Here is a 15,564-nt window from a genome sequence, read left to right on the forward strand (position 1 = left end):
GTCGAGGTTAATGGTTGAGTTACGTTTATCATTAATGCTTGGTATGCTATGATGGCAATGGTAAGTTATCTCTATCGTGATAATTAGGTTAGGAAGAAATTATGCAATTAACGAGGGGCTTTGAGCAAGCCGCATGTATTTTAGCGTTACTCGCAACCCAAGATACGAACGTACCCATCACATCTGAAGTCATTCACACGAGATTGGGTGGCTCGCAAACTTATATGCGAAAAATCATTCGCAAATTGGTCGTTGCTGGTCTAGTTAGATCTGTGTCTGGCAATCAGGGTGGATTTACGTTGGGGCGTAATTCACGTCAAATTACTGTTTGGGATGCGGTGGTAGCGACAGAGGGCGATATTCAAACATATCCCAACAATGGTTTGATTGATCGGGTATTCGATGATGTTGAACCACTGGCTAACCGTGGTACACAGGTGTTGACAGACATCTTTGTTGCCGCAGACGAACAGTATAAACATGTGTTACAAGAAACGTCGGTTCATCGGATTCTGGTCCATATTTTTCAGTCACAAATTATCCCGACTGTTGATTGGAATGAAAGTACGGTGAACTATCCGAATTTCACCGCCAAACTAAAGGCACTTATCCATGGAGAAAATTAGCGTTTTCTCGGGTAAATGACTGATTGATTTGATGAATACGTTTTCATTTTTGCTGAAAGCCTTGCAATTTGCGGGGCTTCTTTTTATACTCTGTTTATATCGAATGAAGAGGTTGCGACAATCATGAGTCGCCAAGTCGAGAACGTACAGGTTCTGTAACGCTTGGTTAAAGGGTGCGTCGCCGAAATGAGCTACTGCTGTATCAGTATCTTGTTGGGACGTTGGTGAATAATCAACGAACTGTCGTGGTAAATAAAAACGCCACGGAGCGCTATCTAACGATTGACCAGGATGAATTTGACGGTTGGTTTGTTTAAGCGTGTCTTTGTGCATGATAAACAGACCGGCCTTTTATTTATTCGGATTACATCAAGTGCTTCTCTTTAGAAAATGGGAGGAACTCGATATGGCAGAAAATGAGAATCGCGCGGTTCGCCGCGAATTGAAGACGCGACATTTATCAATGATCGCGTTAGGTGGCAGTATTGGAACAGGGTTGTTCGTTGCATCCGGTTCCGCAATTTCGGCAGCTGGCCCTGGTGGTGCTTTGGTTGCTTATGTGGCAATTGGGATTATGGTCTACTTCTTAATGACCAGCTTGGGTGAGATGGCAACATACATGCCGCTAACTGGTTCGTTTGCGGCATATTCGACCAAGTTTGTGGATCCCGCATTGGGATTTGCGATGGGGTGGAATTACTGGTTTAACTGGGCGATTACTTTAGCCGTGGATGTTTCGACGGCGGCCTTAGTTATGCAATTTTGGTTACCAAACGTACCGGCGTGGATTTTTAGCATGATCGCATTAGCAATTATTTTTACTATCAATGCATTATCGGTTCGTTCGTTTGGTGAAACAGAGTACTGGATGTCCATTATCAAGGTGGTCACAGTCCTGATTTTCTTAGTCATTGGGACCTTAACGATTTTTGGTATCATGGGCGGTCACGCAACTGGTTTTTCAAATTTGACCTATAAAAAGGCGCCATTTGTTGGCGGTGTGCCAGCATTGCTCTCCGTGTTCGTTGTAGCTGGTTTCTCATTCCAAGGGACTGAATTAATTGGGATTGAAGCTGGTGAAAGTGAAACACCTGAAAAGAGTATTCCCAAGGCAATTCGCCAAGTGTTCTGGCGGATTCTGTTATTCTACATTTTGGCAATCTTTGTTATTGCCTGCATCATTCCTTATACAAGCAAGGATCTGCTGGGTTCAAGTGCCACAGACATTGCCATCAGTCCATTTACGCTGGTCTTCCGTCGGGCAGGGTTAGCTGCGGCCGCTAGTGTGATGAATGCGGTTATCCTAACGTCTGTTATTTCATCAGCAAACTCAGGGATGTACGCTTCCACTCGGATGTTGTACTCCTTAGCAAACGAAGGCTACGCACCAGGCTTCTTTGGTAAGACGAACAAGCGTGGGATTCCTATGGCTTCGTTGGTTGGGACAACGGTTATCGGATTATTAACTTTCTTGACCAGTATCTTTGGACCGAAGTTATACATGTACTTGGTTGCCGCTTCTGGCCTGACCGGATTCATTGCTTGGTTGGGGATTGCGATTAGCCATTACCGTTTCCGTCGTGCTTTTATTAAGCAAGGACATCAGTTGAGTGAACTCCGTTACCATGCAAAGTGGTTCCCATTTGGTCCCATTTTGGCATTTGTATTGGGTATCGTTGTCATTGTTGGTCAAAACTTGAAGTCGTTTGCACAACTTGATTTGCAAGCTATCTTGGTAACATACATGAGTGTGCCGTTGTTCCTGATTTTGTGGGGCTATTACAAGATTCGTCACCGGACACACATCATTCCATTGGACCAGGTTGACCTGACGCCAAAAACAAATGGTGAAAGCTATACCGCTGCTGATGCTTCAGCTGCATCAGGTGATATTGAAAGCAGTGCAACAGTTGAGACGGTTGCACAAACGGATAAAAAGACCACAAGCGCAACGTCAGTGGCTCACGATTTGACGAATGACGAATCAGTAGCACCTAAAAATGATTCGATCAAATAATTGATCAATTTCAAATTGGATTAAATGTGAAACCAAATAGAACTCGCTTGGTACGAATACAAAAATTTGTACCAGCGAGTTTTTATTATATTCAAACCTAAATGTCATCAAATAAATATATTTAATTTTGGTCGGGCACAATATGAAAAGGCTATCTTTGTTAGTATGGCTCGTTTTGATAAAAAATAAGGTTGTCCATTTGGTTATGACAGAAAGATTACGTTTTAATTTGTAAGCTACAATATATGGCGAGATTCTCCGAGCGTGATACAATATGTAGGTAGTTAAAGGATAAACACGTTCTGTCACGGCTGACCACGCATTGTGGTGCGGTTGATAGAGATCAGGGGAGATAAAGACATGATTGTTTTAGCAGGAACGATTGGTGCAGGAAAAACGAGCTTAACTGATTTATTGGCAAGTCACTTACATACACAGGCCTTTTATGAATCAGTGGAAGATAATCCAATTCTGCCATTATTTTACAAGGATCCAAAAAAGTACGCTTTTTTGCTTCAAATTTACTTCTTAAATAAGCGGATGGATTCTATCAAGGCTTCTTTTGCAGATGATGAAAGTGTTATGGATCGTTCAATTTATGAAGATTCATTGCTTTTCCACTTGAACGCCGACCTAGGTCGTTCGACGGAAACAGAAGTTGACATCTATGATTCTTTATTAGAGAACATGATGCAGGAATTGCCAGATGCACCTCATGAAAAGAACCCTGATCTTTTGATCCACATCGACATTTCATTTGACACCATGTTACAAAGAATTCAAAAACGTGGCCGTGAATACGAACAAATTGATAACGATCCTTCATTGTACGAATACTACAAACAATTGAACGATCGTTATACAGCTTGGTACAACAATTATGATCATGGCCCTAAAATGCGCATCGATGGTGATAAGTATGACTTTGTTGAAGATCCAGATGCAGCAAATGCCGTTCTTGCACAAATTGATGCAAAATTGAGCACACTGCAATTAGCGACTGCTTAATTTGTGTTAATTGGGGTTGCACCAACGATTTAGTTGCTATAAGCTGTCAATAGACATAAACAGATATTAAACACAGTTGCATTCAGTATTGCGATTAAGAGAGCCGGTGGTTGATGAGAACCGGATTGCAATCATTCCAGCAACGGTTAAAGTGGGCGGTTAATCCCGCACGGCGAGAGTCGTTAGCATGTTCGAGAGCATCAGTAGTGGTGAACTTGGGTGGTACCGCGAATTAACGTCATTCGTCCCAATTGTGATGGGACGAGTGGCGTTTTTTTGTGAAAAAAATGGAGGTAGTTAGATGTTAGACATTAAACGGATTCGTAATAATCCAGATGAAGCTAAAGAAAAGTTGGCAACGCGGGCGATTAAGCCTGAGCAGATTGATGACGTGATTGCCTTAGATGAACAACGCCGCGATTTACTCAAACAGACGGAACAGTTAAAAGCTAAACGAAACACGGTTTCGGATGCCATCAGTGTTGCCAAACGAAATCATGAAGACGCCGATAAACAGATTGCCGAAATGCGTGAAGTTGGTGCTGATATTAAAGCATTGGACACCAAGTTGGCTGAGGTATTGGACGAGTTCAACGATAAGATGGCCCGCTTACCAAACTTCCCACACGATACAGACCCTGTTGGCCCAGACGAAAATTATTCTCGTGAAGACCGTAAAGTGGGCGCTATTCCTCACTTTGACTTTGAACCGAAGGCACACTGGGATATTGGTGAAGACTTAGGTATCCTAGACTTCAAACGGGCAGCTAAGGTCTCTGGTGCTCGGTTCGTGTACTACATGGGGATGGGTGCCAAGCTTGAACGTGCCGTTTACAACTTCATGTTGGATCAACATGAAGAAGAAGGTTACGAAGAAGTTATTCCACCTTATATGGTCAACAGTGCTTCAATGTATGGTACTGGCCAATTTCCAAAGTTCAAAGAAGACGTTTTCCAAATTCAGGATCAAGATTTGACATTGATTCCTACTGCGGAAGTGCCACTGACGAACTACTACCGTGATGAAGTGCTGGATGAAGCACAACTACCAGTTTATGTGACTGCATTGTCACCAAGTTTCCGTTCTGAAGCAGGTTCCGCTGGTCGTGACACCCGTGGTTTAATTCGGATGCATCAATTCAACAAGGTTGAAATGGTTAAGTACGTTAAGCCAGAAGAATCATACAAAGAATTGGAAAAGATGACTGGTAATGCTGAAAACATTCTGCAAAAACTAGGCTTGCCATATCACGTCATTACTTTAGCAACAGGTGACATGAGCTTTACTGCAGCTGAAACGCACGACCTTGAAGTTTGGATTCCACATCAAGAAACTTACCGTGAAATTTCTAGTTGTTCTAACTGTGAAGATTTCCAGGCACGTCGAGCACAAATCCGTTACCGTGATGCAGATGGTAAAGTTCACTTGGTTCACACATTGAACGGTTCCGGTTTAGCTGTTGGTCGGACGGTCGCAGCCATTTTGGAAAATTACCAAAATGAAGATGGCTCGGTTACCATTCCGGATGTGCTGGTTCCCTACATGCACGGTGTGACTAAGATTACTAAAGAAAACGCCCACGCAAAGCACGTTGAAGACTAATTGCTCTGCAATTTGAATAAACGAATCATGTGATGACTACCATTATGATGGCAAACATGGTTCGTTTTTTATTAGTGTTGTTATTTCGTTGGTTGAACTGAGTGTTTTTGAGAAATTTCAATTGGCTTAATCTTGTCGATTCTGAATTGTGTTTATGCAACACCGCGGCTATTAACTTCGTTGGTTACCTTGCCAGTGCAACGTGAGTGGCAGAGTGGCAGGGTTGAAATCTATAGTGAAGGTGTTGTTAATTCGGTGGGGTTGCCGAATTAACAACACGGACGAGCTTGAAGACTTGTTCTTTAAGGCTTCAAGTCGAAGTGAAAGACCGGTTTTGGGGCTTGAACTGGTCCCACAATGATTTCAACCCTGACAATCGAACGCAGAAGTTTTCTTCAAACTGGACCTGAACGATCAAAAACTCTATTAATGAAAAATAAATGGCAAAAATTGAAGAAAAATGCGGAACAGTGTTGACAGTTTTTGAGCGTAAATGATATTATCTAGTAGTTGTCTGATGAGGGAACAGAATCAGATGCTGCGGATGTGGCGGAATTGGCAGACGCGCTAGATTTAGGTTCTAGTGTCTTTTGACATGGAGGTTCGAGTCCTCTCATCCGCATCATGTTGCCGACTTAGCTCAGTTGGTCAGAGCACCGCTCTAGTAAAGCGGGGGTCGGAGGTTCGAATCCTCTAGTCGGCATGGTTCCATTTGTTTTATTGTTATGCGGAAGTAGTTCAGTGGTAGAACATCACCTTGCCATGGTGGGGGTCGCGGGTTCGAATCCCGTCTTCCGCTTTTCATAACGCTGTTATGAGAATGCACCCATAGCGCAACTGGATAGAGTGTCTGACTACGAATCAGAAGGTTGTAGGTTCGACTCCTACTGGGTGCATCATGATGACCGCTGCCAGGTGCTGGCGGCGGTCATTTTATTTATCGGGACATAGCTCAGCTTGGTAGAGCACTGCGTTCGGGACGCAGGGGTCGCAAGTTCAAATCTTGTTGTCCCGATCATTGTTTAAAGCGAACAGTCGTTAGTCAATGTTGACTAGCGGCTGTTTTTTTGACTGTTATTGTTGGCTACAACGCAAAACAAGCTATCGTTTTAGTCGTCAAGTTGCGAAAAATATGGCATGATGAACTTGTAGACAGATTGAACATTTGAAAATCAATCATTCAACCGTGTTGGCAATTGCAACAGTTATTGCAGGATATCGGTAATTAGAGGGAGTTCAGTTATTATGAGTGACACAACAGCAATTTTTAACGCCATTGAACAGGCGAAGACAATTATCATCCATCGTCATCAGCGAACTGATCCAGACGCATTAGGATCTCAGTTTGGCCTAAAACTGACTTTACAGCATGCCTTTCCGGATAAGCAGATATTTGCGGTTGGAACGATTCCAGACGATCTTAGCTGGTTAGGTCAGTCAGACACTGTTTCGGATGACCAATACACGGACGCGTTAGTGATAACAGTTGATACGGCCAATACCGAGCGCATCGATGATGACCGGTTCAATCAAGGCCGGCAACTCGTTAAAATTGATCACCATCCTAATGATGACAATTATGGTGACTTATCCTGGGTGTTGCCGGACGCATCCAGTACCTCGGAATTAATTGTCGATTTTATTGACGCACATCAAGAAACGCTTAGTTTGACACGTGATGCGGCATTGCTGTTTTATGCTGGAATAGTGGGTGACACAGGTCGGTTCTTGTATCCGGCTACTAGTGCACACACCTTCGCCGTTGCCAGTGAATTGTTGGCAACCGGGATTGATGCTGCTGAAGTGGGGCGTCACGAAAATGAGTTGAGTCGTGGTCTCGGTCGTTTGATGGGGGATGTCTTGGCTAATATTGAAATTGATGACTTTGGCGCCGCACATTATGTGATATCACAGGCTCAGTTGGCTTCTCTTTCGTTGGCAGCCAATGAGGTTCAGCCACTAGTATCAACTCCCGGTCGCTTGGCTGATGTTCGGGCTTGGCTATTATTTGTGGAAAATCCTGACGGTAGTTACCGAGTTCACTTACGTTCCAAAGGACCAGCAGTAAACGAATTAGCGAAAGCACATCATGGTGGTGGCCATGATTTAGCTAGTGGAGCCAATGCTGCGGATCAACAGGAAGTTGACGACATGATTGCGTCTTTGAGCAAGCTGATGCAGCAATGGCAACAAACGCATTAAGCGGTTGCCTTGTTAAGAATACTAATAATTTATAATAATCATTTTATTGATAGCTGTATATTTAGGAACTGATTAGTTGGTCGAAAATTGATGCCATGTTACTTTAGGATTAAAGCGTCCTAGGAAGTGATGGCTGTGGATATTAAACATGAACATGCGGTAACCGTTTTTGATGAGTGGCTGACGGTCAAACGAAAGGATCGTCGTCATTTTCGTTTGATTCGCCACTTAGCATACTTAGATGGAATTATGACCGGCGAAGGGGCGGTGCCAGCTGTTGAAGACTTGGCGGCGGCCCAAGCGGTTAGCCAACTGGATAATTCTGAGTTTTTGCAATGTCTCATGAAATTGCCTTATCGGCGCCAAGTATTGACAGGTGATGGCGAAGACGTGTTAGCCTGGTTTGATCATGCCGAAAAAACGGCGCACAGCCATCTATTTAGTAATATTGGGTTGTTAATGGAAATCGTTTTGGATGAAGAAGCTGGTCACTCAGTACAACAATGGGATTCAGTCACAATTGCGACTGCTCACCAATTAGCTGAATTATCTAATGATCAGCTTTTAACAGTAATTAGTCAGTTAGCAAGTGCGAAAAGCCAAGCAAAGTTAGCAGAGAGCCAACGTGTAACTAATCGCCAGCATGAGCGACGTTTTCATTTGCATGGTCAGATTGAGCCGGCTAATGATCCGCGACAAATTTAATGACATTGAGTTGGCAAATGTAAAAAAGTTTCACTCAGATGGGCTGTGCTATTAATTATTCATCGACGATCGATGTGATTGATATCATGGCTCTTTTATATGGATGACGGGGAATGTTCCGTGCGCTCGTGAGCTCGTCACTTTGTGTTAACTGTTAATTCATGGTTATAATAAGCTATTATGTTTAAAAAGGGGATGGTCAGAATGAATCAGAAGGCGAAACGCGCAACTGTTGCTGTTTGGTTGCTGATGATCTTGTGTGTGATTTTATTGACGATTTGGCCGGCCATTCACTACATTACAGTTGCTAGTTTATGGCGGTGGTGGTTAGCCGTCGCAGTTTATAGCGTGGCCTTTGGCATTGGCTGGTACAAGCGAAACCAGCGTATTGGTCGCTTCATTTTATCGATTACGGTTGCCTTAGCCGTAGTATTCGGACTATTTGTGCTGCTGGTGGCACTTTTCGCTGAAGCGGGGTTAGTCCGGTATTTTGTTGGTCTCATTGCACTACTTGAAATTATTGCCGGTATTGTCTGGTATTCAGTTGTGTACGAACGTCGTAATCGACTGAAAAATCGCCATTGGGATGCTTAATTTCTATGCCCCAATGACCAGTCGTTGGGGGAGAGATTGTGGAACCACGTAATGGACATATTTTAACGGGAATCTTGCTAGCCAGTGGCGGTTCAATGTTGTGGGGTATTTCAGGCGTGATCGCCCAAACGTTGTTTGAAAATAACGTTGTTACCCCTGCATGGCTGACGACGATTCGGATGACACTGGCTGGCCTTTTGCTTCTGTTATTCAACGTTATTCGACATCAAGATATTTTTGCTGTTTGGCGGTCATGGAAAACGGCCGGACAACAAATTATTTTTGGATTGGTGGGATTAATTCCCATCCAATACTTTTATTTTTTAGCAGTCCATTATGGCAATGCTGCGATTGCAACTATCTTGCAGTTCTTAGGGCCAATTGTAATCACGGTGTATTACGTGATTTTTCATCATCAATTACCATCACGTTCGGAAACTATTGGGATGGTGTTGGCATTGTTAGGCGCTTTTTTTGTCGTTACTCATGGTCACATTACGCATTTAGCCGTTTCACCAGCATTATTGTTTTGGGGGCTCATGTCGGCAGTGGCCGTGGCGACCAGTACATTATTGCCGCGGCCACTGCTACCGACGTTTGGCTCGGTCAACGTAAATGGCTGGGGCTTACTGATTGGTGGGATCGCCATGAACTTTATTCAACCAATGTGGGTTGGCGTGCCGACAATGACACCAAAGACGGTTTTGTCGATTGGCGCTGTCGTACTATTTGGTACATTGATTGCGTTTGTCATGTATTCAGTCAGTTTGCTATACATCACTCCGACAACAGCAAGTTTAATGGATGCCTTTGAACCGCTGGCAGCAACGGTCATTTCAATTTTAGTGCTGCACACGGTCTTTACTTGGGCTGATGCACTTGGCGGTGGATTGATTATCCTAGCAGTGGTGATGCTCTCTATCAGTTACCATGCACCTAAGCGTGATGAGGGCTGACTGGTCATTCATAGACATAAATTCAAATAAACACGTCAATGGATTCTCAAAGAGAGTTCGTTGACGTGTTTTGACGTTATTTTTGAATAGCAGGCGTGTGTTGAGATTATTGCTCAACTGGGTGATCAAATGTATCTGATGTGTTCCATGGAAAATCGGTATTGGAAGGATGATGATTTTCCTGCAAAACAGCGTTAGTGCACTGGAGTAGCTGTTGCTGGAAGGCAAGATCCCATGGCCTAGCAGTAAAGGCTTGCTGTGCAACGGCCCAGTAAGCTAGTCGATTGGTGACGGGCACAATGTCTTGGACAATATCAATTTGCACGTGCTTATGTTTAGTTTTGAGGGCGATGACGCGTTGATAATCGGTAATGAGGTAAAAGGTGCCGTGTTGCTGATCACGTAGATGGATGATGATAAATCGCTGTTGCAGATTTTGTGTCCGCAATTCTTGCTTTAAAGCGGCAAGTTGGGAAACAGATAGCTGTTGCATTTGATCACCTTCATTTCACCTATATTTTAACGCGCTTAGTTGTGATATAGGTAACAAACTTATAATATCGTAAAATAAAAAATTGGATTGAAGCCACTGATACCAACAATTAATGAAAATTACTTTCAAAAAGTGAGGTTCACAAGCCTGAAAACGCCGCCACTACGCGGTTTTTAATGCTATACTAATGATGTAGTTTAAATATACATGGAGGTGTCTGCATTGAAAATTATTGCTTACGGCATTCGCGATGACGAACGTCCATATGTAGAAGAATGGTCCAAGGATCAAAATATTGAGGTTAAAATCGTTAAGGATTTGTTGACCGACGACACAGTTGATCAGGCAAAAGGCTTTGACGGGGCAGTTGTTTACCAACAAAAGCCTTACACGGCCTCAGTTTTGGATCGTTTGGCAGAATTGGGAGTTAAGAACCTGTCATTACGTAACGTCGGTGTTGATAACGTTGACGCTGATGCTGTTAAACGTAACGACATCAAGGTTACCAACGTTCCTGCCTATTCACCAGCAGCAATTGCTGAATTTACGGTTACTGAATTGATGCGGGTACTTCGTCACACGACCCAGTACGAGCACCGTCAGGCCAAAGGTGACTTAAAGTGGGCTCCAGATATTGCAACTGAATTAAACAGTTTAACGGTTGGTGTTATTGCTACTGGTCGGATCGGCCGTGCTGCCATCCAAATCTACCGTGGCTTTGGTGCTAAAATCGTTGCCTATGATGTTTTCCACAATCCTGAATTGGAAAAAGAAGGCATCTACGTTGATTCCTTGGATGAATTATACAAGCAAGCAGATGTTATTTCCCTTCATGCTCCTGCAACGAAGGAAAACATGCACATGTTAAATGCTGACGCCTTTAACAAGATGAAGGATGGTGTTTACATCTTGAACCCTGCCCGTGGAGATCTGGTTGATACTGATGACTTGATCAAGGCTTTGGACAGTGGCAAAGTTGCCGGTGCAGCACTTGATGTTTACGAAAACGAAGTTGGTATTTTCAACACAGACTTTGGTAGCTTTGATGCTATTCCTGATGATCGTTTGAAGAACTTGATGAAACGCGAAAACGTTTTGGTAAGTCCTCACATCGCTTTCTATACCACCACCGCTGTTCGGAACATGGTTCAATTTGCTTTGAACAACAACAAACAATTGATTGAAACTGGTAAGGCTGACAACGTAGTGGCTTTTAACTAGATAATGAGTCTGATGTTTTATTAGACGACCGAACCATAGGCAACACGCTCAATAATAAATTGGGCGTGTTGTTTTTTGACTTTGCTAACAATCGTTAAAAGATGAATGTTGCAGTGAACCCTTCATTAAAGTCATGTAATTGTTCACTGTTTTAGTCTGCAAGAGGATAATGACTTTGATAGATTGAATCTGTCGGTAAGAATCAATACAGTATGGAATACAAGGAGTCATTGTGATGGATTTTAGTCAGCAAGTTTATCAACAAAATCAAACGGTGTGGCAGGAAAGTATTCATCATCCGTTTATAAAAAAATTAAGTGATGGCAGCATGACGTTGCCAACATTTCGTTATTATTTAATTCAGGATCATTATTATTTACGTGACTTTGCACGAATTCATGAATTGGCGGCGGATGCAAGCCAGGACCAGGCAGTCAAGACGTTGTTGCAGGAGTTGGCGAATAGTCTGCACGATGGTGAAATCGCGACGCGCAAGACGTTCTTTAAAGAATTAGGTATCTCTCAACAAGATGTGGTCAATACACCAATTGCGCCGACGACATATGCTTACACGTCACATATGTATCGGACACTAACACAGGCTGGTGCACCGGCAGCCATTGCCGGATTGTTGCCATGTGCATGGCTATACGCGGATGTTGGTGCGTCACTACAAGGAGTCACCTCACCAGTTCCAATTTTTCAAGCGTGGATTGACAGTTATCAGTCTGATGACTATACAGGACCAGTAGCGAAGCAAATTAAGTTAACAGATCAAGTTGCCCGTCAAACAGATGCGACGGGTCGTGATGCAATGACCAAAGCTTTTTCACGGAGTGCCTATTATGAACGTGATTTTTGGCAGATGGCTTTGGATCACCAAGATTGGCAATGAGGTTTAATGTGGCGCACTGACGTTGCTACTAGTGAACTAAAAAACTTTTTAATTGCAATCGTCGTCAATCTTCGTATAATATAGTCAATATTAGTCAAAGATTGGGGTGAGCGATGATGGAAGGACCAACAAATATTTCGGATGTCATCGAAAAGTATCTGAAGGGAATCCTGGAGGATGCTGAGCAGGTAGAAATTAGACGTTCGGATATTGCCGACCAGTTTAACGTCGTTCCTTCTCAGATTAACTACGTCATTAAGACACGGTTTACCATTCAAAACGGTTATATTGTTGAAAGTAAGCGTGGCGGCGGTGGTTATATTCGTATTGAAAAGGTCAACTTACTGGCTGACGCCGATGTGTTGGATAATTTACTGAACGATGTGGTTGGTGATTCAATCAATCAACATGATGCATATGCTATAGTTAATTCCCTATTTAATGATGGGGTGTTAAAGGAACGTGAAGCCAACATTATTCTTTCGGCAATTGACAAAGATACGCTCAATGTTGCCGACCGCGAAGTTGAAAATACATTGCGCGCCCGGATTCTAATCGGCGTGCTCAACCGCCTTCGTTTTGAAGACTAATGCTCATTAATATTGATTTAACGACGATTTGCAGGGGTTAATTAAGGCCTGCATTAATGAAAGGCAGGACAGAAGATGGACAATTTATTCACACCTAGTGCTAAAGATGTATTGGTATTAGCACAGGAACAAGCGAAGTATTTTAAACACCAAGCTGTGGGTACTGAACACTTATTGCTGGCCCTGACCATTGAACAAAATGGGATTGCTAACAAAGTCCTGCAGCAATTTAGCGTGACAGAAGAGGACGTCCGTGAAGAAATCGAACGGTTTACTGGTTACGGTACGCTGACGAACGCTGACAAGGATACGTATTTACCATATTCTCCGAAGGCCAAGGACATTTTGACATTGGCTGGGGATGAAGCAAAACGTTTGGGCTCTACTAAAATCGGGACTGAACATTTACTCTTAGCGTTGTTGTCTGATGAGAGTATCCTGTCATCGCGTATTCTGATGACACTAAATCTTGATTTAGCACAAACACGTAAAGTGATTTTGCGTAAGCTAGGTGTCGCTGACACACCGCGTCGGCGTCAACAGATGGCAAAAGCTAACAACAACGCAAATAAGCAAGAAGGCACACCAACGCTTGACTCATTAGCGCGTGACTTGACGGCCTTAGCTGCTGACAAGCAAATGGACCCTGTGGTTGGTCGCGCAAAAGAGGTCAAACGGGTGATCCAAATTCTCAGTCGTCGGACCAAGAATAACCCAGTTTTGATTGGTGAACCTGGGGTTGGTAAAACAGCGATTGCTGAAGGACTAGCTCAGAAGATCGTTGCTGGTGATGTACCTGACGATTTGGCTGATAAACGGTTGATGATGTTGGACATGGGATCACTGGTTGCCGGAACTAAATATCGTGGTGAATTTGAAGACCGTTTGAAGAAGGTCATTGAGGAAATTTACAACGATGGTCATGTTGTGCTGTTCATTGATGAATTGCACACGTTGATTGGTGCCGGTGGTGCTGAAGGTGCGATTGATGCTTCTAACATCTTAAAGCCAGCGTTGGCTCGTGGCGAACTTCAAACCATTGGCGCGACTACGCTTAACGAATACCAAAAGTATATTGAGTCAGACGCTGCTCTGGAACGTCGGTTTGCAACTGTTCAGGTTGACGAGCCAACAGAAGATGAAGCCACGGAAATCTTAAAGGGTTTGAAGAGCCGTTATGAGGAACATCACCAAGTTGAAATCACTGATGATGCGGTTGAAGCAGCGGTTAAGCTGTCCTCTCGGTACATTACGGAACGTTTCCTACCTGATAAGGCAATTGATTTAATGGATGAAGCAGCTGCCAAAGTTCGCATTGATGCATCTGGTCACAAGACCAAGTTGGCTAAACAGGAAGACAAGTTGGACGACTTGCGTCAACAGAAGGAAGCTGCGATTGAAAACCAAGATTTCGATGGTGCTGCCGCATTGCGTGAAAAGGAAATGGCCTTGCGCAAACGTGTCGACAAGATGATGGATGACCAAGATAACGAAGCGTTGTCCGGTCAGCCGCATTATGAACTAAAAGTCGGCGAAGAAGACGTGGCTGAAGTCGTTTCCGAATGGACAGGCGTTCCGTTAACACAGCTGCAGAAGAATGAAGAAGCACGTTTGCTGAACCTTGAAAAGGTGCTCCACAAACGCGTAGTTGGCCAGGACGAGGCTATTTCAGCTGTTTCTCGTGCCATTCGTCGTGCTCGTTCTGGTTTGAAGGATCCTAACCGTCCAATTGGTTCGTTCATGTTCCTTGGACCAACTGGGGTCGGGAAGACGGAACTCGCTAAAGCGTTAGCTGAAGCGATGTTCGGTTCAGAAGATAACATGATTCGTGTGGATATGTCTGAATATCAAGAACGCTTTAGCTCAAGTCGTTTGATCGGTGCTGCACCTGGTTACGTTGGTTATGATGAAGGTGGTCAACTGACCGAACAAGTTCGTAACAAACCGTACTCAGTTGTCCTCTTGGATGAAGCTGAAAAGGCTGATACTGAAGTCTTCAACTTGTTGTTACAAGTTCTTGATGATGGTTTCTTAACCGATTCTAAGGGCCGCAAGGTTGACTTCCGTAACACGATTTTGATCATGACATCTAACTTGGGTGCCACAGCTGTTCGTGACGATAAAGAAGTTGGTTTCGGTGCAACTAGCGCGACAGACAACTACGCTGCAATGTCAGACAAGATTCGACAAGCCCTGCGTCAGACATTCCGTCCAGAATTCCTGAACCGAATTGATGAAACAGTGGTCTTCCACTCATTGACGAAGCCAGAATTGCACGAAATCGTGAAGATTATGGCTGGCAATGTGTTGGCACGAATCGCCGAACAGGGCATTAAAGTTAAAATTACGCCAGCTGCCATTGATGTCGTCGCAGATGCTGGCTTTGATCCTGAGTATGGTGCTCGTCCAATTCGACGCGCATTACAGACTCAGGTTGAAGATCAGCTGAGTGAGGCATTGATTGCTGGTCAAATAAAGACAAATGATGCTGTTACAGTTGGCGCTAAGGCTGGTAAAATTACGGTTACAACTAAGGAACAATCTGCCAAGAAACCGACAGTTGGTTCTAAGTAGCCTGAGTTGATAATTAATAATTGCTAGTGGGCGGTTATTGAACCATTAAAAAAAACGTTTGTCGAGTTGGAAAACTCGAT

13 protein-coding genes, 5 tRNA genes and 1 riboswitch are annotated in these 15,564 nt (G+C 43.6%); of the genes, 17 read left to right on the forward strand and 1 reads right to left on the reverse strand.

Annotated features, from left to right (window positions below; all coding sequences use genetic code 11):
• Positions 1-101 precede the first annotated feature (101 nt).
• From LDK34_RS07280 to LDK34_RS07340, 13 genes are all read left to right on the forward strand, one after another.
• Positions 102-626 carry an Rrf2 family transcriptional regulator gene (locus LDK34_RS07280; protein ID WP_161001028.1) on the forward strand — a complete coding sequence of 175 codons (525 nt, stop codon included), beginning with the start codon at positions 102-104 and terminating at the stop codon, positions 624-626.
• A 98-nt stretch (positions 627-724) separates the two neighbouring features.
• Positions 725-908, forward strand: a riboswitch (Lysine riboswitch).
• A gap of 124 nt (positions 909-1,032) precedes the next feature.
• Positions 1,033-2,643 carry an amino acid permease gene (locus LDK34_RS07285; protein WP_178942143.1) on the forward strand — a complete coding sequence of 537 codons (1,611 nt, stop codon included), beginning with the start codon at positions 1,033-1,035 and terminating at the stop codon, positions 2,641-2,643.
• A 360-nt stretch (positions 2,644-3,003) separates the two neighbouring features.
• Entirely contained in the window at positions 3,004-3,651 is a 648-nt protein-coding gene (locus LDK34_RS07290) for a deoxynucleoside kinase (protein ID WP_017262628.1), read from the forward strand.
• 301 nt (positions 3,652-3,952) lie between these two features.
• Positions 3,953-5,254, forward strand: a complete 1,302-nt coding sequence (serS, locus tag LDK34_RS07295) for a serine--tRNA ligase (protein ID WP_236941617.1) — start codon at positions 3,953-3,955, stop codon at positions 5,252-5,254.
• Positions 5,255-5,794: 540 nt separating this feature from the next.
• Positions 5,795-5,876, forward strand: a tRNA-Leu gene (locus LDK34_RS07300).
• Positions 5,877-5,883: 7 nt separating this feature from the next.
• Positions 5,884-5,957: transfer RNA gene (locus tag LDK34_RS07305), tRNA-Thr, on the forward strand.
• A gap of 24 nt (positions 5,958-5,981) precedes the next feature.
• Positions 5,982-6,053: transfer RNA gene (locus LDK34_RS07310), tRNA-Gly, on the forward strand.
• Positions 6,054-6,076: 23 nt separating this feature from the next.
• Positions 6,077-6,150 (forward strand) — tRNA-Arg (locus tag LDK34_RS07315).
• 45 nt (positions 6,151-6,195) lie between these two features.
• Positions 6,196-6,269, forward strand: a tRNA-Pro gene (locus tag LDK34_RS07320).
• A 230-nt stretch (positions 6,270-6,499) separates the two neighbouring features.
• Positions 6,500-7,456 carry a DHH family phosphoesterase gene (locus LDK34_RS07325; protein ID WP_236941618.1) on the forward strand — a complete coding sequence of 319 codons (957 nt, stop codon included), beginning with the start codon at positions 6,500-6,502 and terminating at the stop codon, positions 7,454-7,456.
• A 135-nt stretch (positions 7,457-7,591) separates the two neighbouring features.
• Entirely contained in the window at positions 7,592-8,161 is a 570-nt protein-coding gene (locus LDK34_RS07330) for a hypothetical protein (RefSeq protein ID WP_178942146.1), read from the forward strand.
• Positions 8,162-8,365: 204 nt separating this feature from the next.
• Positions 8,366-8,755: a hypothetical protein gene (locus LDK34_RS07335; RefSeq protein ID WP_161001033.1), complete on the forward strand. Its 390-nt coding sequence runs from the start codon at positions 8,366-8,368 to the stop codon at positions 8,753-8,755.
• A gap of 38 nt (positions 8,756-8,793) precedes the next feature.
• Positions 8,794-9,711 carry a DMT family transporter gene (locus LDK34_RS07340; RefSeq protein ID WP_236941619.1) on the forward strand — a complete coding sequence of 306 codons (918 nt, stop codon included), beginning with the start codon at positions 8,794-8,796 and terminating at the stop codon, positions 9,709-9,711.
• 106 nt (positions 9,712-9,817) lie between these two features.
• Here the strand turns inward: LDK34_RS07340 and LDK34_RS07345 are convergent, their stop codons facing one another.
• Positions 9,818-10,204, reverse strand: a complete 387-nt coding sequence (locus tag LDK34_RS07345; protein WP_178942148.1) for a hypothetical protein — start codon at positions 10,202-10,204, stop codon at positions 9,818-9,820.
• Between the two features lie 222 nt (positions 10,205-10,426).
• Between LDK34_RS07345 and LDK34_RS07350 the strand changes: the two genes are divergently transcribed.
• The 4 genes from LDK34_RS07350 to LDK34_RS07365 all read left to right on the forward strand — a co-directional run bounded on the left by LDK34_RS07350 (position 10,427) and on the right by LDK34_RS07365 (position 15,484).
• Complete coding sequence (locus tag LDK34_RS07350; protein ID WP_178942149.1) at positions 10,427-11,425, forward strand: D-2-hydroxyacid dehydrogenase; 999 nt, start codon at positions 10,427-10,429, stop codon at positions 11,423-11,425.
• A 235-nt stretch (positions 11,426-11,660) separates the two neighbouring features.
• The gene (gene tenA / locus LDK34_RS07355; protein WP_178942150.1) at positions 11,661-12,320 is read left to right on the forward strand and encodes a thiaminase II; all 660 of its coding nucleotides are present in this window, start codon (positions 11,661-11,663) and stop codon (positions 12,318-12,320) included.
• A 116-nt stretch (positions 12,321-12,436) separates the two neighbouring features.
• Positions 12,437-12,910 (forward strand): CtsR family transcriptional regulator, encoded by a 474-nt coding sequence (locus tag LDK34_RS07360; protein ID WP_017262637.1) that lies wholly within the window; start codon positions 12,437-12,439, stop codon positions 12,908-12,910.
• 75 nt (positions 12,911-12,985) lie between these two features.
• The gene (locus tag LDK34_RS07365) at positions 12,986-15,484 is read left to right on the forward strand and encodes an ATP-dependent Clp protease ATP-binding subunit (RefSeq protein ID WP_178942151.1); all 2,499 of its coding nucleotides are present in this window, start codon (positions 12,986-12,988) and stop codon (positions 15,482-15,484) included.
• Positions 15,485-15,564 lie beyond the last annotated feature (80 nt).

The organism is Furfurilactobacillus milii (genome assembly GCF_021654115.1).
In the GTDB taxonomy this organism is placed as follows: Bacteria; Bacillota; Bacilli; order Lactobacillales; family Lactobacillaceae; genus Furfurilactobacillus; species Furfurilactobacillus milii.

Coding starts and splice junctions, on each gene's coding strand:
- LDK34_RS07280 (WP_161001028.1), top strand. CDS start 102: ATGCAATTAACGAGGGGCTTTGAGCAAGCCGCATGTATTTTAGCGTTA.
- LDK34_RS07285 (WP_178942143.1), top strand. CDS start 1,033: ATGGCAGAAAATGAGAATCGCGCGGTTCGCCGCGAATTGAAGACGCGA.
- LDK34_RS07290 (WP_017262628.1), top strand. CDS start 3,004: ATGATTGTTTTAGCAGGAACGATTGGTGCAGGAAAAACGAGCTTAACT.
- serS (WP_236941617.1), top strand. CDS start 3,953: ATGTTAGACATTAAACGGATTCGTAATAATCCAGATGAAGCTAAAGAA.
- LDK34_RS07325 (WP_236941618.1), top strand. CDS start 6,500: ATGAGTGACACAACAGCAATTTTTAACGCCATTGAACAGGCGAAGACA.
- LDK34_RS07335 (WP_161001033.1), top strand. CDS start 8,366: ATGAATCAGAAGGCGAAACGCGCAACTGTTGCTGTTTGGTTGCTGATG.
- LDK34_RS07345 (WP_178942148.1), bottom strand. CDS start 10,204: ATGCAACAGCTATCTGTTTCCCAACTTGCCGCTTTAAAGCAAGAATTG.
- tenA (WP_178942150.1), top strand. CDS start 11,661: ATGGATTTTAGTCAGCAAGTTTATCAACAAAATCAAACGGTGTGGCAG.
- LDK34_RS07360 (WP_017262637.1), top strand. CDS start 12,437: ATGGAAGGACCAACAAATATTTCGGATGTCATCGAAAAGTATCTGAAG.
- LDK34_RS07365 (WP_178942151.1), top strand. CDS start 12,986: ATGGACAATTTATTCACACCTAGTGCTAAAGATGTATTGGTATTAGCA.